The sequence below is a fragment of the Chryseobacterium jejuense genome (assembly GCF_017877355.1).
Taxonomy (GTDB): domain Bacteria; phylum Bacteroidota; class Bacteroidia; order Flavobacteriales; family Weeksellaceae; genus Chryseobacterium; species Chryseobacterium jejuense_A.
This window is the reverse complement of sequence record NZ_JAGIPR010000005.1, coordinates 330,232-347,604: the sequence shown is the minus strand read 5'-3', so window position 1 is coordinate 347,604 and position 17,373 is coordinate 330,232. Positions and strand designations below refer to the sequence as shown.

At 36.6% G+C, this 17,373-nt stretch carries 16 protein-coding genes; 7 read left to right on the top strand and 9 right to left on the bottom strand.

The genetic code is table 11. From position 1 onward, the window contains the following. Nucleotides 1-14 precede the first annotated feature (14 nt). The 7 genes from J2772_RS12710 to hflX form a co-directional block, all read right to left on the bottom strand. Nucleotides 15-1,253 (bottom strand): hypothetical protein, encoded by a 1,239-nt coding sequence (locus J2772_RS12710; RefSeq protein ID WP_209917189.1) that lies wholly within the window; start codon nt 1,251-1,253, stop codon nt 15-17. After that, entirely contained in the window at nt 1,253-3,265 is a 2,013-nt protein-coding gene (locus J2772_RS12705; RefSeq protein WP_209917187.1) for a hypothetical protein, read from the bottom strand. Before J2772_RS12705 ends, J2772_RS12710 begins: the two co-directional genes overlap by 1 nt. A 17-nt stretch (nt 3,266-3,282) precedes the next feature. Then, nucleotides 3,283-3,951 carry a hypothetical protein gene (locus J2772_RS12700; protein WP_209917185.1) on the bottom strand — a complete coding sequence of 223 codons (669 nt, stop codon included), beginning with the start codon at nt 3,949-3,951 and terminating at the stop codon, nt 3,283-3,285. A gap of 114 nt (nt 3,952-4,065) precedes the next feature. Beyond that, nucleotides 4,066-4,782 carry a DNA alkylation repair protein gene (locus J2772_RS12695; RefSeq protein WP_209917183.1) on the bottom strand — a complete coding sequence of 239 codons (717 nt, stop codon included), beginning with the start codon at nt 4,780-4,782 and terminating at the stop codon, nt 4,066-4,068. An 18-nt stretch (nt 4,783-4,800) separates the two neighbouring features. Next, the gene (locus J2772_RS12690; RefSeq protein WP_209917181.1) at nt 4,801-6,087 is read right to left on the bottom strand and encodes a cation:proton antiporter; all 1,287 of its coding nucleotides are present in this window, start codon (nt 6,085-6,087) and stop codon (nt 4,801-4,803) included. 23 nt (nt 6,088-6,110) lie between these two features. Next, the gene (locus tag J2772_RS12685; protein WP_209917179.1) at nt 6,111-6,740 is read right to left on the bottom strand and encodes a DUF4919 domain-containing protein; all 630 of its coding nucleotides are present in this window, start codon (nt 6,738-6,740) and stop codon (nt 6,111-6,113) included. Then, nucleotides 6,740-7,963, bottom strand: a complete 1,224-nt coding sequence (hflX, locus tag J2772_RS12680) for a GTPase HflX (RefSeq protein WP_209917177.1) — start codon at nt 7,961-7,963, stop codon at nt 6,740-6,742. The genes J2772_RS12685 and hflX overlap by 1 nt, the downstream gene beginning before the upstream one ends. A 191-nt stretch (nt 7,964-8,154) precedes the next feature. Between hflX and J2772_RS12675 the strand changes: the two genes are divergently transcribed. From J2772_RS12675 to J2772_RS12660, 4 genes are all read left to right on the top strand, one after another. Then, nucleotides 8,155-8,862, top strand: a complete 708-nt coding sequence (locus tag J2772_RS12675; protein WP_245365216.1) for a LytR/AlgR family response regulator transcription factor — start codon at nt 8,155-8,157, stop codon at nt 8,860-8,862. Nucleotides 8,863-9,010: 148 nt separating this feature from the next. Continuing rightward, a complete protein-coding gene (locus J2772_RS12670) occupies nt 9,011-9,490 on the top strand; it encodes a T9SS type A sorting domain-containing protein (RefSeq protein WP_209917163.1) in 480 nt (159 codons plus the stop codon). A 5-nt stretch (nt 9,491-9,495) separates the two neighbouring features. Then, a complete protein-coding gene (locus tag J2772_RS12665) occupies nt 9,496-12,045 on the top strand; it encodes a beta strand repeat-containing protein (protein WP_209917162.1) in 2,550 nt (849 codons plus the stop codon). Between the two features lie 6 nt (nt 12,046-12,051). Beyond that, complete coding sequence (locus J2772_RS12660) at nt 12,052-12,465, top strand: hypothetical protein (protein ID WP_209917159.1); 414 nt, start codon at nt 12,052-12,054, stop codon at nt 12,463-12,465. Nucleotides 12,466-12,554: 89 nt separating this feature from the next. On the opposite strand, the gene J2772_RS12655 is transcribed toward J2772_RS12660, so the two are convergent. Continuing rightward, nucleotides 12,555-12,989 (bottom strand): META domain-containing protein, encoded by a 435-nt coding sequence (locus tag J2772_RS12655; RefSeq protein ID WP_209917157.1) that lies wholly within the window; start codon nt 12,987-12,989, stop codon nt 12,555-12,557. 86 nt (nt 12,990-13,075) lie between these two features. Between J2772_RS12655 and J2772_RS12650 the strand changes: the two genes are divergently transcribed. Then, entirely contained in the window at nt 13,076-15,283 is a 2,208-nt protein-coding gene (locus J2772_RS12650) for a S46 family peptidase (protein ID WP_209917155.1), read from the top strand. Nucleotides 15,284-15,376: 93 nt separating this feature from the next. Then, a complete protein-coding gene (locus tag J2772_RS24190) occupies nt 15,377-15,640 on the top strand; it encodes a YdeI/OmpD-associated family protein (protein WP_317194508.1) in 264 nt (87 codons plus the stop codon). 15 nt (nt 15,641-15,655) lie between these two features. On the opposite strand, the gene J2772_RS12640 is transcribed toward J2772_RS24190, so the two are convergent. Further along, nucleotides 15,656-15,937, bottom strand: coding sequence for a hypothetical protein (locus J2772_RS12640; RefSeq protein WP_209917153.1), 282 nt, complete (start codon nt 15,935-15,937; stop codon nt 15,656-15,658). A gap of 214 nt (nt 15,938-16,151) precedes the next feature. On the opposite strand from J2772_RS12640, the gene J2772_RS12635 reads away from it, so the two are divergent. Then, a complete protein-coding gene (locus J2772_RS12635; RefSeq protein WP_209917151.1) occupies nt 16,152-17,372 on the top strand; it encodes a spondin domain-containing protein in 1,221 nt (406 codons plus the stop codon). The last annotated feature ends 1 nt before the right edge of the window (nt 17,373 follow it).

The following is a 17,373-nucleotide window of genomic DNA, read 5'->3' as shown; positions in this document are numbered from 1 at the left end:
GATATATTTATCAGTTACCATCGTAAAATTAAGGGTAAATCTCCTTTCTTCGCTTTTATTTTCAGCCAATAATTATCTGACTTATTTCCATACAACACATAATCAATATCAGAAAGGATTCTTTTCTCTGTGTTACTCAGCGTTTTCAAAGAAGAATACAGCAGAGTATTATTTCTGAACAAAATGTAATTTTCTTTTAACTGAGGGGATTCTATTACAGACTTTCTGGTTGATTTTATGACAACTCCGTTATTATTTCGAATAATTTCGTTGGGTTGAAAAGGAATTGCTGTGAATTGGTTTTCTCCATTAATCCACTTTTTAGATTGGAAATAGGCCCAGGTTTTTTCAACATCTTTACTTTGAATATCAATACTATAATTAGGTTGCGTAATCTTCTGAAAGGTCTTTTTTTCAACTTCATTAAAATTATCATCGTATTCATAGCTGATAATGGTATCATTAACCTGCTCAAGATTTGCAATGGCTTTTAAAGAAATAGCATGGGTAGAATCTGCTATACTCTTATTGAAAAAACGAGTGAAATTTTTGAAATTCTGCTGGTCTAATTCCAATTCCAGAAACTGATTCCCTTTCTGAAGTTTTGAAGCGATTGAATTAAAAACTTCCTGATTTGAATTATTTTTGATCTCAATTTCATCATCACTTAATTCAATAGAAAAATTTTGAACTTTCTGTCCTGAAATGAATGAAATACTTCCCAATGTATTTTGAATAAACTCACCCGCATTCCGAACAGGGTTGGCAGAGGTATTAAGAAGTTGCTTCTTAATCGTTTCAAAAGCAAGATCAGAAGTTCCTGCAATGCAGTGATTCCCTTCTATCATAAGGAAAATTTGATCTTTCTGAAAGCTGTTATTTCCTTTATCAATAAACTTTTTCTTCTTTAAAAAAGCAATAAATTGCTGTGGATTTTTAAGTTCTAAAACGCTATACCATTCAGACAATTGAGTGTCTTTAACATGAAAAATCTGTAAAAAATCCGGAATTCTGATTCCCGAATCTTTAAATGACCCGGAACTTTTACTTTTTGTTTTACCTTCAAACCACTGTGAAGGCTGCGTTGCTATGCTGAAGAGGTATTGTCCCGTAAGTTTCTTACTATCAATTAAAACAATTGCATCTGCGTTCTGAGGAATATATCTGAGGTTCTTGTCTTTATGAAAAACCACAAAATACATAGCAACAACGAGCAATAAAAGTAACGGGACAATAATCTTCTTTTTTTTCATTATAGTATTGGTTCCTTCTTTTCTGTTTCTTTTGTTTTAAAAACCTGATCGAATACATCGAAGAAATACATTAGGCTGTTCTCCGAGGAATCCTTAATATTATAATCCATTTCCGTCTGGATGCTTTCTCCTTTCACTTCAGTTTTATAATATAATTCTCCAACATTTTTTCTGATGGCATCCAATGCTTTTCTTTCTTTAGGACTTTTAAATTCTTTATCCAGACCTGCTAAAAGTTTCTGAATATCCAATCTTCCTGATAAAGGATATTTAGCGGAATCTTTCGCCCATTTTCTGGAAATATCAGATTGGTTCACTGATAACATATTATCTGCAGAGCTCATCAGATAGACCACTCCATCTTTTACCGTAAAAAACAACTGGTCTATATATCCCCCATCCTTCTCTTCTTTAAAAGTATATAAGCTCCCCTTTTTAGAGAATCTTTTAGACAGTTTTTTATTGGTTGCCAACATATCAAAAATGCGGTTCCAATAACCTTCATTCTCCGTTGCAAAAGCAAATGTGAAGTTAGGAACAGCAATCTCCTTGGTTTTCTTTACTTCTTTTTCATTGAAATCAGCATCATATTCATAATCTGTGTATTCTACTTTTTTAGATTTCAGCTCATTTAAAACAAAAATTCCGTTTCCTGGTGCTATTTTGGTAATGGCTTCTTCATCAAGAATAATTTTCATGGTTTCCATGATGAGTTCCATTTCTTTTTTATACTCACTGACTCCGGAATTCTGAAGAAGACTGTACATCATGTCAAAACATTTGGCTCCATTTACATTCATTGCATAGTAGCCAACGCTTTTTTCATTGATAAGTTCCAGCAGTTTTCTGTTTTTCTTCCCTTTATAAATAGCAGACATACTCTTCTGAATTTCAGAATTTTTATGCTGATAATTATTAACCAGTCTTACTTTGTCTTTATCAAAATACAGATTGTATGAATGGTTGGAATTGTACATATTTTTGAAGAGCTGTCCATAAGTATAATACTTTGTCATTTTGCCATAGATTCCTTCATTTACAATCCTTCCATAATCTGTGTAGACAAAAACATCAGAATTACCATCTCTGAATGGCAGCATTTCTTTAGGTACTTCAATTTCTAAATTTGAGCTGAAGTATTGGTTAAACCTGTCTTCAGCATCCTTTTGAACGATCTTAAAGTTTTCTCTGCGAATAGAGTCCTGTTCTTTCTGGAAGGCTTTTTCTTCTTCATCATCATAAGCTTCATTAGGCATTTCTCCCTCACTTTCAGGAATCTCAACACTTTCTTTTTCTTTAGGATATTGATGATGTTTTTGAAGGTATTTGATATCTTTCTGAATTCTTGCGATCTCGTTGTTGTTATCTTTGATACTTTCTTTCAGATATTTAATGTCGTCTTTCAAATTTTTGATTTCCTCTTTATAATCAAAAGGTTTTTCCGGCTCATCAGCATAAACATCTACTGCAACAGCAGAATCGGCAGCAGCAACGGCAGTACTATCTGTAACGGCCTCTGCGGCCCAAAGATCATCTTTATAAGGTCTGGTATAGCTAATCATGCTGAGAACAGCACGACTTCCATTCCAGGCTACAAAAATATCATCATCGATATCTACATAAGAATAGTTCTTTCTGTTGAAAACTTCCTGCCCCTTTTTCTTCATAGAATTAACGAACTGCTCGAACTTTTCCTTATTATCAATGATAAAATGGGTATTGTAGGTCTTAATGGAGTCATTAAAACTTGCATAGTGATACTGAACAGCATCATATTTAATTCCTGTCTTGGAATAATCCGTCCATGAAGGTTTTTCTTTGTCTTTTTTGCTGAGTTCATGCAGCAAAGGATTCAGTTTATTCCAGTTGATTTTATTATTAAGCTGTTTTCCGTTGACTTCCATATAAAATATGGCATCAGACGGGATTTTCATGCTGTTTTGGGCAAAAACCAAGGTAAAGCCAAAGAGTAAGAAAATAATTTTCTGTGTTTTTATTAAGATAGATTTCATGACTATAGTTTAGAACTTTATTGAAAAAGAATTGTGTTTTGTATTTGTTTTTTCTGAAGGATAAGATCCAGAATATCCGCCTCCAATTTAAGTGCTTTTTTGTTGGGAGAAAGTACGTAAGTGCTATTGGTTTGTGATTTCACAGCACTTTCGAATTGCATGATGGAAGTATAGCTTGCATCATTGAAAACCTCCTTATCTGCTTTACTCATCTTATCATAATCTGCTTTGAAGGTATTGACTTTATTTCTCGTTAATGTCTTTTTCTCAAGATTATGACTGTAAACTTGCGTTGGAATCATTTTACCCAATATTTTCTGAGCTTTCAGTTTTTCCAGGCCTGCATTGATGTTTTCAATTTTCTTGAAATTACAGCTCAGTTTGATGATATAATTGTCAAAATCCATGGAGGTTTTCACATTGCTGATTCCTGGGGTTCCTTTAAAAATTTTGGCAGCTTCATTGATCTTGTTTTCAATTTCAGCTTTTTTGGGAACTTTTTTACCGTTGATGGTTTCCATCTTGGAGATTGAAGCCAGTCTTGTTTTGCTCTTGCTGGCGTTAAGAATAATAGTATATTCTCCGGTACCGTCAGTTTTTATATTCACTTTATCAAGAATATCAAAACAACTTGTAAGGAGTAACAAAGGAATAAATAGAAGAAATAATCTAAGAAAATTTTTCATGATTGGGTTTAAAACCACAAAATTACTCAATTCTGACCTTAAATCCTTATAATCTTTGATATTTCGAGCATAAATAGCTATTTTCCGGTACTTTTTCAGACAGAAAATTATATTTTAAATACGTCCTTTCAGATAATCCTGCCGAAGATCCTCATCCAGCTTTTCGATAGCATAGCGCAGACAAGTCCTTGGCATTTCTTTATAGTATTCATTTAGATAGCCAATAAGCTCTTGTTCATTTTTATTCCCCATTTCACGCAGCAGCCAGCCATTCGCTTTGTGCATCAGGTCATGGGGATGTTTCAGATTTCTGGTTACAAATTCCTTGGTAAGGTCAAAAGAGCCTTTTTTGATGTAGTGCATAGTTCCTACCACGGCAATTCTCTTATGCCACATCTCTTCCGCTTCCGAAAGATCTCTCAACAGGTTTTCTTTCTTATTTTCATAAGCATATCTGCCAAGAATTTTATAGCAACTGGAATCTACCAGATCCCAATTGTTAATATACTGTAAATGATTAAGATAAAAATCTATAATTTCATCTTTTACCGCTATATCTTTTGTTTTTTCAAACTTTGAGATCAGCATAAAAAGAGCCGTCAGCCGATGCTCATGGTATTTTGAAGAAAGTACTTCACCCAGTTCTTTTAAACTGATTTTTGAGTAATATTCTTTAGCAACAGACCTCTGATCGGGAACTTTTACACCCAGAAACAGATCTCCCTCACCGTATTCTCCTTTTCCTGTTTTGAAAAACTTTGGAAAGAATTCTGCTTTTTCAGGAATGGACAACACTGCAAGAGCTTCCTGTATTTCTTTAACAATACTCATGAAAATCTGATTTTAAAACTAAGCTTTATGCTCTAAAGCACTACTTTCCTGCTCCTCTTCTTCTTTCACAATCTGTTTAGGATTCGCAACCTTCGCTATGGTAAGCCCCTGAACAATAATGGAGAATACTACTACACAATAGGTAATACTTAAGATCGTTTCACTATACTCACTTTTAGGAATAGACATCGCCAATGCAATGGAAACACCACCACGGATTCCTCCCCAAACCAATACTTTTACAGTTTGCGGGCTGAAACTCCTTCTCAGAGAAGTAAACTTCGTAGGTCCCCAGATGGAAATAAATCTTGCCAACAGAACTACAAGAATAGCCAGTAAGCCAGGAATCATAAAGTGTTTCAGATCCTTAATCATTAAAAGTTCAAATCCGATAAACAGGAATAATACAGCATTCAGAATTTCGTCAATCAGCTCCCAGAATTTGATAAGATAGTCCTGGGTAACAGATTTCATTTTGAAGTTCATGTTAAAGTTCCCCATAAATAATCCTGCGGCTACCATCGTTAATGGTCCTGAAATATGCATCTGTCTTGCAATAAGATAGCCACCCATCACCACAGAAAGTGTTACCAGTACGGAAATAATATAATCATCCACTTCACGCATCAATCTGGAAGTAACCCAACCTAGCAACACTCCCAGTAAAAGACCTCCACCTGCTTCATGAAGCAATAGCAATCCAATACTTTCTACTCCAAGATCTACTTCTTTTCCAACGGCAAGCTGCAGTACTACTGTAAAGACCACAACCGCCATACCATCATTGAAAAGAGATTCACCAGCTACTTTTGTTTCCAGTGATTTGGAAACTTTGGCCTGTTTCAGGACACTCAGAACAGCCACCGGATCGGTAGGTGAAATCAGGGCTCCAAAAACAAGACAATAAATAAATGGAAGCTGAATACCGACATACGGAAGTAGGTAAAACATCCCAAAACCTACTACAAATGTAGAAATTACGACTCCTACAGTGGAAAATATCAGTACGGGCCTAAATTGTTCTTTAAGATCATTTATATTAATGTGAATTCCCCCTGCAAAAAGAAGGAAATTAAGCATGGCTCCCATCAGAATTTCTGTAAAGTCAATGCTTTCCATTAAATTATTAAGATGCCCGAAAGTTCTTGGAAGTATCGTTTCTCCGAATAATACCAGAAAAATGGAAACCACAATGGCAATCACCATGATCCCTATGGTACTCGGAAGTTTTAAAAATCTGTAATTAAGATAGGCAAATATGGATGCTAATACAATTAATGCTGAAAATGAATAATATAATTCCACTAAGTGTTCTTTTTTAAATTAATTTACAAGTCTAAGTAAAGGACCTTGATGTATATTTTCTGACCTCCTTTTTCCCAGATATCGAACATGCCGTCCTTCGAAGGTTTCGATCCTCTGGTATAATCATTTCCTATATTCAGAATATTCAGCAGAATGTATTCATCCCCCACCGAATTTACGAGGTACGCCGTTTTCTCAGACTTGCCGTCTCCAGAACTCTTAATTCCATCTGCCAAAGCACGAAACTGGCTTAGGTGATGCATGAAATTATTTCCATCTTTTAAAGAATCATAAGCTCTGAGCAGAATGAGCAGAATATCCAGATTCGTAGGGTCTTTATCATACAGAACCTTTCCCTGCTTGATACACTCTTCAGAATTGTTTTGCTTAAAAGCTTCCGCTAAACTTTTGAAACCCTCATCTGAAGTACTTATTTTACCCTCTTTGAAACTCCTTCCATAGTAAAGATATTGTGCTTCTATACTATCCAGAGATTTTGGATACCCTTTGTACTTGAAAAGAAGTTTCTCATAATTGTACGGAGAGTCGGAACTTTTGAGGCTCTTTTCAATGGCTTTAAAATCCACTTTCGATTTCTGGCTGAACCCAAAAACCGAAAACAAAGTGAATAAAAGGAAAAAATGATATTTCATTAATTGTTATTTTCTTCCTCATCGTCATCAAAGTACTCGAAGAGGAAATCGTTGTATGGGAATCTGGAAATATGGATATTCATTACCTCATCATAGATCATCTTTTTCATTTCCGGGAAGTTTTCCTTCGTTAAAGCAGAAATGAAAACAGTTGGGTATTTTGACTTAGCCATCCAGGTTTTTTTCCATTCATCCAGAGAAATATTCTTCTTTGAACTTGGTGTTAAATCATCCTCATCCTTCTTCTCATAGCTGAAATCATCAATTTTATTGAATACCATGATCATTGGCTTCTGATGGGCATTGATATCCATTAAGATCTGATTAACAGAAGCGATATGATCTTCAAAACTTTCATGGGAAATATCCACTACATGAATCAAAAGGTCTGCTTCACGAACCTCATCTAACGTAGATTTAAATGACTCCACTAACTGAGTTGGTAGTTTTCTGATAAATCCTACTGTATCAGTAAGCAGGAACGGCAGGTTTCCAATCACTACTTTTCTTACAGTAGTATCAAGGGTTGCAAACAACTTATTTTCAGCAAAAACTTCAGATTTTGAAAGGGAATTCATCAAAGTAGACTTTCCAACATTGGTGTACCCTACTAAAGCAGCGCGAACTACTTTCCCACGGTTATTACGCTGGGTAGCCATTTGCTTGTCAATCGTCTTTAATTTATCTTTCAATAAAGTAATTCTGTCACGAATAATACGACGGTCAGTCTCAATTTCCGTTTCTCCGGGACCTCTCATCCCGATACCTCCTTTCTGACGTTCCAAGTGAGTCCACATTCTGGTCAATCGAGGTAAGAGATATTGATATTGAGCTAATTCTACCTGAGTTCTTGCATAGGAAGTTTGTGCCCGCTGTGCAAAAATATCGAGAATAAGATTGGTACGGTCCAAAATTTTAACCTCCATTTCTCTCTCCAGGTTTTTAAGCTGTGAAGGAGAAAGTTCATCGTCAAAAATTACGGTTCCAATTTCATTTTCTTTTACATATTCTTTTATTTCGAGTGCTTTTCCACTCCCAATAAAGGTTTTGGAATCAGGTTGTGTTAATTTTTGGGTAAAGCGTTTTTGTACGGTTGCTCCGGCCGTGAAAGCTAAAAACTCAAGTTCATCCATGTACTCCACCAGTTTTTCTTCATCTTGATTTTGAGTAATAATCCCTACCAAGACCGCTTTCTCATAATTATGTTCTTTTTTTTCTAACATTAAGTTCTGTCTATGTTTATGATTTTTACAAGATAATATTTTTCAGAAAAAAAACAAAATCAAATTTTAGTTAATAATATTTTTTAATATAAATTTAAGATTATGCCAGATTGTTTTGTAAAAAAGCAATAACTTTATGTAATAGTTTTCTGATTTTTAAATATTTAACTTAAAAAAATCTCCAGAAGATCATGATTACCAATATTAAATGTATGATTATTGATGATGATGAACTGGACAGGCTGGTTCTTCAGCATTATATTAAACAGTATGAAAATATAGAAATTGTCGCTTCTTTTGATTCGGCGGAAAAGGCAATTCCATATCTCGAACTTCCCATTGACCTTCTTATCACCGAAACCAATCTAAAAGGCATGAGTGGCTTGGAGTTCCGAAAATTAGCTCATAAAATTCCTGCTTGTATCTTTATAAGCTCCCATCCGGAACTGGCAGCCTGTGTTTTTGAGATCAATACACTGGATTTTATCACAAAGCCCCTCACTTCAGAACGTTTTCATTATTCCATGCAGAGGCTTCTAGACTTTTTTAAAATAAAAGAAAAATGTGAATGCTATGATGCTATACTGGGACAAGAATGCATTAATATCAAAGAAAGTGGGAACATTTCTCAGATCAGAAAGGCAGATATTCTTTATCTGGAGGCACTCAAAGATTACACCCGAATCATCACTCTTGAAAAAAAACACTGTATTCTTGATTCTTTGGGGAATCTTCTTCACAAAAACTTTTTTGATTCTTTTGTAAGAATCCACAGAAGCTATGCTGTACCCAAACATCTCATTCGTGGAAAAAGTTGTCATGAAATAGAGCTGATCCATCATATCAAGCTTCCCATAGGCAGAACATATAAAAATAATCTGTCTTTCTTTGAACCTTAAAATTCAACAATAATTCACAAAACGCCATTGGTCGATTATTTCTGCCGTTGGTCTATTTTTCGGTTATCAGGTCATGATAGGCAGTAATTTAGTCTTCCCAAATTTCTTATGGGAAAATTTGAATTCATCACCTTAAAAACCGTTATCCATGAAAAAAACATCTATTTATTTTCTCTTCTTGTTTGCCTTTTCCTTTTCATCCCTGAAAGCTCAATCTGCAATTCTCGCAACCGGAATGGATGTTTCAGGAGGCAATGGCTCTGTTTCTTACAGCATCGGGCAAGTGGCCTATCTTTATAAAGGAGCCGGAAGCCAAATTCTGGAAGGTGTTCAACAGCCTTATGAAATCGTTACACTTACCACTCGTGAAACAGCAACATCAGACCTGAAAGATATTTTACTGTATCCTAATCCTTTCAAGGATTATCTATACCTGGATTTTACTACCAATAATTTCAAAGAAGCAGAATACCAGCTATTTGATGCGCAGGGTAAATTAATCCGAAAAGATGTGATCTTACAGTCCAAATCTGAACTCAATTTCTCCGACATCCCTTCTGCAATGTATATCATCAGGATTAATCAGCATGGAGAAAACCTAAAAACTTTTAAAATCATCAAAAAATAATCACCATGAAAAAAATATTATTAATGTTCTGGATTCTGTCAGGTCTCTTTATGGGGCTTTCACAGGCTCCTGAAAAAATGAGTTATCAAGCAGTTGTAAGAAACGGATCCGGACAACTGCTAAGCAATCAAGGAATTGCCATTAAAGTAAGTTTATTACAGGGATCTCCTGCAGGCACGCTTGTCTACTCGGAACGCCTTACCGGAAATACAAATGCCAACGGCCTTATCACTATGGAAATAGGAACAGGAACAGTTCTTTCAGGAGTATTTTCTTCCATTGATTGGACTTTGGGAAACTATTATTTAAAAACAGAAACGGATCCTTCAGGTGGAACAAACTATACGATAGCAGGAACCAGTCAGCTATTAAGTGTTCCTTATGCCATGTATGCAAAATCTGCAGGAGGTGGTGGAGGCAGCTTTACCATTCCATATTCCAATACCGTAAATAATGCTTCTACTCTATTCTCATTAACAAATGATGGAGACGGAACTTCATTGGAAGGAGTCAACAATACAACCACCTCAAGTATTGCTGCTATGAGAGGGATTGTAAGCAATACAGCCCCTGGCGGATTTTCCTCTGGGGTTCGCGGGATCAATAATGGAACGGGCGGTTTAGGCGTTGGTGTTTGGGGAAGCCAGGCAGGAAGCGGATGGGGAGTGTATGGAGTAACCCCTAATGGATTGGGAGTATACGGAAATGCAAGCGCTAACGGAACGGGAGTATATGCTAACAGTAATACAGGAACAGGGCTTACAGCAACTAGTAACAATGGAATCCCTGCCAGTATTTCGATATTCAATAATGCCAATAACAATAATGCACTTAGTGTTTCTACCGTAGGAAACGGAACAGTTGTAAATGTTACAACATCAGGAAATGGAGCTGGGGTAAACAGCTCTACAGGAAGCGGTTTTGCGATACACGGAAGTACCTCAGCCCAAACTTCCGCAGGTATTGTAGGTGATAATACTGGAGCCGGTGAAGCTATTGTTGGTAGGACAACCAGTGATATTGCCGGAGCTGTGGTAGGCAGAAATGATGGTGGTGGATATGGAGTAAGAGGATTTGTAGCTACCAATACTGCAGGAACAGGTGTTGGGGTTTATGGGCAGGTAGGTTTAAATAACAGCACAGGACGGGCTGGTAGATTTGAAAATTTTAATCAAACAAATACTGACGCTAATACTTTTGAAGTACTATCTAATGGAAATGGAAACATCCCCGATAATACCAAAGGAAATGCAGCCTCTTTCCTACTCGATAATAACAATAGTGTTGGAGCTGCTGTAAGAGGAGAAGTAAATACTATTTTCGGAAACTTTGGGGCCGCCGCCATCTTTGGAGTCTCTTCAGGTACAGGAGGACGGGCTGGGTTATTCTATGCAAGTAATCCTACCGGAAACGGAGCATCACTTATCGCTTTAACCGATGGAAACGGAAATGCTATCACTGCCAATGCAGGAAAAGATGGAAACGGTGTTGAAACCAATATTGATGGTGCAGGAAATGCACTTTATGCATGGGTGCCTACTTTTGCAACCGGTAGAGCCGGTAGATTTGAAATTTTCAATGAAAATAATACAAGTGACGTAGTAACGGTAAAAACTGTAGGAAATGGTATTGCAGGAAATTTCAAAGTTGACAGGATAACAGGAACCTCCGCTGCAGTAAAAGGTGAAGTCAATTCACAGTTTGCTAATTTCGGAACTGCAGGTGTTTTTGGTCTGTCTTCGGGTACAGGAGGATATGGTGGAGTATTTTATTCCAGCAATCCTGCCGGGAACGGTCCTGCGTTATTAGCATTATCAGAAGGAAACGGAAATGGGATTACGGCTAATGCAGGTGGAAGTGGTGATGGTATTGAAGCTTCGTGTGATGGAACTGGAAATGCTATCTCAGGTTTTATCCCCAACTTTGGTACTGGTAAAGCGGGTAGATTTGCCAACTTCAACAATAGTAATGGTCAGCCAGTAGTACATGTAACCACAACTGGCACAGGCTCTACTCTGCTTATCAATCATCAGGGGCCATCTGGAAATATTGCTGTCTATCAAAGTGCATCAGTTAATGTTGCCCGTATCAATAAATCCGGAACAGGATTCTTCAACGGAGGAACACAAAATAGCGGTGCAGACGTAGCAGAAGCATTTGATGTAGAAGGAGTCATTTCTGAATATGAAGCTGGTGATATACTGGTTATTTCCACAAACTCTGACAGAACTGTAGAAAAATCTTCAACCCCTTATTCCACCCTTGTTGCCGGTGTATACGCAACCAAACCTGGAGTACTTTTAACAGAGGAACATATTGATACCGACATTTCCAATAAAGTTCCTATGGGGGTTATTGGGGTTATCCCAACCAAGGTATGTCTTGAGAACGGAAGAATAAAAAGAGGCGATCTTCTGGTTACCTCATCCCAAGCCGGCATTGCCATGAAAGCCAATCCTAAAAAGGTAAAAATAGGACAGGTCATCGGAAAAGCTCTTCAGGATTATAACCAAAAAGAAGTTGGAAAAATTCAAGTATTAGTCAACATAAAATAAACCATTATGAAAACAGCATATATCATCATCCCATTATTATTCTTAAGCACTATTATTTATGCTCAGGAAAATAAGCAGATCACTCTTGTGGAAGATCAGACACAGGCTTTGAAACAGATTAAAGAACAAGAAGCAAAACTGATGCAGGACTCCAAAGAAAAAATAGAAAAGCAAACAGTTCATACAGGATTAACCTCTGACCAAGGGCTGGAAGTAAAAAAACAGGAACAAAAACCTAAAGCGTCTAACAATTCAGGAGTACCTCTTCCCAACACAGCAACACTCGAAGAAATAAAAAGAACAATTCCCAACAGACAGGCATCTCGAAACACCATATATTCTAAGAACACAAAAACAATTACCGGACTACCCAATACCGCAACTTTAGAAGAAATAAAAAAGACAATTCCTAAAAACTAATAGCCCTAAAAAACTAGTAACCTCACTAGATTTTTCAAACAAAAGAAGTCCGCTCATAGGCGGACTTTTATATTTCAACATCGAGATGATTAATCCCAATCGGCAGCTACAAATTTCATTATGTTTCCCTGATTGTCAGACAACGTCAGAAAGTGCCCTTCTACAGCATATTTTGTCATGGTTTCAAATTTCTTCTGAAAAGAGGTTTCCAGATTCATATCCTGACAGGCTTTCATGGTGCTTACTCCCTGGGAAACCTTCAGTGTTCCACCATTTTTAAATTCAGAAGTAAAAGACATCTGATTACAACCCATGTATGCATTCCCTTGAATCTTACCTTTTTCCATCTTTCCGGTCAGATTAATTTCAGCTTTATGAGCCATTAACTGATCCTTAGAAAATCCATCTAAAGAAACCAGCATCCATTGCCTTTGAATGCTAGGGTTTTTATCCGGCACTGCAGAGCAATTGAAAAGAAGTCCTAAGAATAAAATGGTAAAAAGGGGGAATAGTATTTTTTTCATGCTGATTATCATCCCATTTTCGTACCAATCCGAGACAGAATCTCATAAAAATTAGTAAATTAGCAACACAAAAATTATTTTATAAAATGAAAAGACTATTTCTACTATTCACTTTCTTGCTGAGCTTTGCTCAGATGAGGGCGGATGAGGGGATGTGGCTGCTTATGCTCATCAAAAGACTTAACGGTGTTGATATGCAAAAAGAGGGTCTACATCTTTCGCCTGAAGAAATTTATTCAGTTAACAATTCCAGTTTAAAAGATGCTATCGTAAGTTTTGGCGGTTTCTGTACTGGGGAAATTGTTTCTGATAAAGGACTTTTATTCACGAACCACCATTGTGGTTATGGAGCTGTTGCTGCTGCTTCTACTCCTGAAAAAGATTATCTGAAAAATGGTTTCTGGGCCATGAAACAGAAAGACGAATTCAATGCAAAGGATCTTTATGTAAGATTTTTAGTGAGAATGGATGATGCCACTCAGAGAATCACATCCAAGCTAAACAACAACATGACCGGAGCAGAGAGAAAAGCTATAATTGATGCTGAAACGAAAGCCATCCAAACAGAAAACTCTGAAAACGGAAAATATACTGTAGTGGTAAAAGATTTCTTCAACGGAAACGAGTTCTACTATTTCGTATACCAAGATTATAAAGACGTAAGATTAGTAGGTGCTCCACCTTCATCATTAGGAAAATTCGGTGGTGATACTGATAACTGGGAGTGGCCAAGACACACTGCAGACTTCACGGTTTTCAGAGTATATGCTGATGCTGCAGGAAATCCTGCTGAATACTCTCCAAGCAACGTTCCTATGAAGCCTAAGCATTTCTTACCGGTTTCTCTTAAAGGAATTAAGCCTGGTGATTTCTCAATGATCCTTGGATACCCAGGTAGAACAAACCGTTATTTGACTTCTTACGGAATTCAGCAGATGGTAAACAAAGACTATCCGGCTTGGGTTGAAGCTTCTAAAACGGCAATGGACGTAATGAAGAAGTACATGGATAAAGATAAAGCTACTCAGCTTAACTATGCTTCTCAATATGCTTCTGTAGCTAACTACTGGAAAAACAGACAGGGAACAATTGATGCTGTTAACAAAAACGGAACAATCTCTGACAAACAAAAAATTGAAGACATTTATAAAAAATGGTCTGCAATGCCAGGAAATGAAGCTTATGATGGTATTTTACTTGATATCGAAGCTTATTATAAGCAAGTTTCTGACAGAAATGTTGAAAGAAACTATGCTTCTCAGTTCTCGAGAAACGCTAAATATATATCTCTTGCTTTACAGGTAGGTTCTGTTTTAAAAGCTTATGCTGCTCAGGATATGCAAGGAAGATTAGCAATGAAAGCTAAAACTGAAGCTGCTATTAAGGCTGCTTATGAAAACTTCAGTCCTTCTTTAGAAGGTGAAATGCTTGCTGCAATGACCAGCCTTTATCAGGCAAGAGTAAAAAATAGTGAAGTAGCTTCTGCTACAATCTTAGGATTAGATGCTAAAACAGTTTCTAACCTTGCATATTCTTCTATTTTTGCAAACAAAACATCTGCTACCAACTTCTTACTAAACCCTGATGCATTAAAACTTGATGCAGATCCACTTTGGAAAGCAGCAAACGGTATTGTTGCAGATCAGAAAATAAGTACTGAAAGATTTGTTAAAATAGATGATAATTTCGCAAAAAACAGTCGTCTATTCTTAGCTGGTTTAGTAAAAGCTATGCCTGAGAAGAAATTCTACCCAGATGCAAACTCTACGATGAGATTAACTTATGGTACTGTAGATAAACTTCCTATCAGAGAAGACAGAAACTACTTCGGAGTTACTGATAACTATTATACAGATATGTCTGGTCTTGTTGGAAAATACAAGAAAGGTGATGAAGAGTTTGATCTACCTCAAAGAGTGATCGATCTTTATAACCTTAAGGATTTCGGACAGTATGCTGATGCAAAAGGATATATGCCTGTAAACTTCCTTTCTAACAATGACATTACAGGAGGTAACTCTGGTTCTCCGGTAATTGATGGAGACGGAAACCTTATCGGTATTGCTTTTGACGGAAACAGTGAAGCATTAAGCGGTGATATCGTATTTGAACAAGAATGGCAAAAAACGATCAATGTTGACGTTCGTTTCGTTCTTTGGACCATTGATAAATTTGCGGGTGCAAGAAGATTAGTTGATGAATTAAAGCTTGTAAGAGATGCAAATACTCCGGCTGATACAAAAACTAAAAACTCAGGTACTACTACAACACCTAAGAAAACAAAGAAAAAATAATCTTATCTGATATATTTTTGAAACCGTGAAAGTAATTTTCACGGTTTTTTTATTTTTGAATATTAAAATAATGCTCATGAATTCTCAGCCTATATTTATTCACAGCTATCATCAAGCAAAACGGAGGTTACCGTTTCTCTTATAGAAGATAAGGAAGAGCGAATTGTTGAGATTGCTGATGATATTGTATCCGTCTTTAATGAAAATCCGGATGAAAAAGGACTATTCGATAAAATGAGCTATACTCACAAAAAGAAATATATCCGCCGGATTGAAGAAGCTAAAAAGCCTGAAACAAGAGAAAACAGAAAGATTAAAATGATTCAGATGATTTTGGAAGGAAAAAAGGGAATATAAACCTCTTATTTCCCATTACTCTTTTACTTCAGCTTCCAAAAATTGACTTCCCCCGCCATTGGTTATTGTCAGAAAACCATCATAATGAGCAACCTTTACCCCAAGGTCATTAATTATCTCTTTAAAATACCCTTTCATTTTTACATTATCAGGCTGCCATAGAAATTGAGCAGACTGTCCTTTTTGATTCTGAAAAACCAGTGAATTCAACTTATCCTCAACTCCAGATGATTTAAGATCTATCACTACACTTTCATTGGCCACAAAGTCCTTAGCTAATACCATAAAATTATTCATTTGCTATTCTTTTGATTATCAATTTTTCTTTATCCTAGTCAAAGATCTTTATCTGTAGCGACAGAACTCGACGTATTATTTTATAAAGTAAAAACCTCTACAAACCCTACTCATTTTCATCATTGTAAAAAATAGTTGATCTTTTTTTGTCAGGATTTTAAAAAGTGTCCGACTATATGTTTAACAGCAAGTTATAACTATAAAAAATTATTTTATGAAAAAAATCTTTTTTAAAATCACAGCATTCGCTACAGGAATCATGGCTGCATTTACCCTTTTATCATGCAACGATTCAGACAACAATATGATGGACAATTCTCTTCAAAGAACTATTACCTTTGAAAATATTGTTACTCCTAAAGACTTTGTAGAAAGCGGAAGCTTTCAAGGAACCGGAGCAGTACCCGTTATTTTACCCGGACAATCTGTATCCATAACATTTAGTGCGGGAAAAGCACAGGCTCTTATGTTTGCTACTATGTACGGAGCCTCTAAAGATTGGTTCTTTGCTTCTCAGCAACCGGGAATCAAACTTTTTGATACCAGTGGAAAAGCTATTACGGGAGATGTTTCTTCAAGCGTAGTACTATGGGATAACGGAACAAAGGACAATACCGGCCAGGCGGAAAGCAAACCCATCGCTCAGGTTCCCAATGTGAACGCCTCACAACTGATGAAACTTAATCTTAACTACAATGAGATGATTTCTGAGTTTACACTAACCATCACCAATACTTCAGGTGGAACAGCCAATGAAACACCTTTTTCTCCCGGAGTTTGGGCTGTTTCCAATTACAACGGCTCTCAGCTACTTAACAGTGTCCCATTCTTTACTCCTAACTCTTTATCCAATCCGGAAATTACAGATATAGCTCAGATGGGAAATATTGATAAGATGAAAGCAAAGCTTAGCACTAATACAGGGATTATGACAGGTCTTTCTCCTGCTTTGGTAGTCATTTATCGTGGAGATAAAAACCCAGTCTATGAATTAGGAAAAATGGATAACGGAATGGGATTAAAGGAAATTGCACAATTTGGAAATGTAAGTAAACTTCAAAACAGTTTAAAATCTTTTCCAGGCATTAAAGGAATCTACGTTGCAGGAAATGCTCCTGTTCCACCGGGAAACAAGGTCATGACCAGCTTCAGGGCAGATCCAGGCGACAAAATTACTTATGTCACCATGTTTGGTTTTTCCAATGATTGGTTCTACGCGAATGAGACAGATATTGATGCTACTATAAAGGGTGATCTTAGTTCAAAAACAGCTTTATTTGATTCCGGTACAGGAGTAGATCAGTATCCAGGAGCGGGAAACCATCAGGCTTTATTTGGTGGAACTCCACAAAGTGAGACGATGGTTATTTCAAAGGTTGGAACTCAATATCCTGTTCCGGCTGTGCAGAATGTGATTAAAGTGACTGTGAATTAAA

Bases quoted from the DNA above. Each gene is read 5' to 3' on its own strand.
- J2772_RS12635 (WP_209917151.1), top strand. From the start codon at position 16,152: ATGAAAAAAATCTTTTTTAAAATCACAGCATTCGCTACAGGAATCATG.
- J2772_RS12675 (WP_245365216.1), top strand. From the start codon at position 8,155: ATGATTACCAATATTAAATGTATGATTATTGATGATGATGAACTGGAC.
- J2772_RS12670 (WP_209917163.1), top strand. From the start codon at position 9,011: ATGAAAAAAACATCTATTTATTTTCTCTTCTTGTTTGCCTTTTCCTTT.
- J2772_RS12695 (WP_209917183.1), bottom strand. From the start codon at position 4,782: ATGAGTATTGTTAAAGAAATACAGGAAGCTCTTGCAGTGTTGTCCATT.
- J2772_RS12650 (WP_209917155.1), top strand. From the start codon at position 13,076: ATGAAAAGACTATTTCTACTATTCACTTTCTTGCTGAGCTTTGCTCAG.
- J2772_RS12655 (WP_209917157.1), bottom strand. From the start codon at position 12,989: ATGAAAAAAATACTATTCCCCCTTTTTACCATTTTATTCTTAGGACTT.
- J2772_RS12665 (WP_209917162.1), top strand. From the start codon at position 9,496: ATGAAAAAAATATTATTAATGTTCTGGATTCTGTCAGGTCTCTTTATG.
- J2772_RS12640 (WP_209917153.1), bottom strand. From the start codon at position 15,937: ATGAATAATTTTATGGTATTAGCTAAGGACTTTGTGGCCAATGAAAGT.
- J2772_RS12710 (WP_209917189.1), bottom strand. From the start codon at position 1,253: ATGAAAAAAAAGAAGATTATTGTCCCGTTACTTTTATTGCTCGTTGTT.
- J2772_RS12700 (WP_209917185.1), bottom strand. From the start codon at position 3,951: ATGAAAAATTTTCTTAGATTATTTCTTCTATTTATTCCTTTGTTACTC.
- hflX (WP_209917177.1), bottom strand. From the start codon at position 7,963: ATGTTAGAAAAAAAAGAACATAATTATGAGAAAGCGGTCTTGGTAGGG.
- J2772_RS12685 (WP_209917179.1), bottom strand. From the start codon at position 6,740: ATGAAATATCATTTTTTCCTTTTATTCACTTTGTTTTCGGTTTTTGGG.
- J2772_RS12660 (WP_209917159.1), top strand. From the start codon at position 12,052: ATGAAAACAGCATATATCATCATCCCATTATTATTCTTAAGCACTATT.
- J2772_RS12705 (WP_209917187.1), bottom strand. From the start codon at position 3,265: ATGAAATCTATCTTAATAAAAACACAGAAAATTATTTTCTTACTCTTT.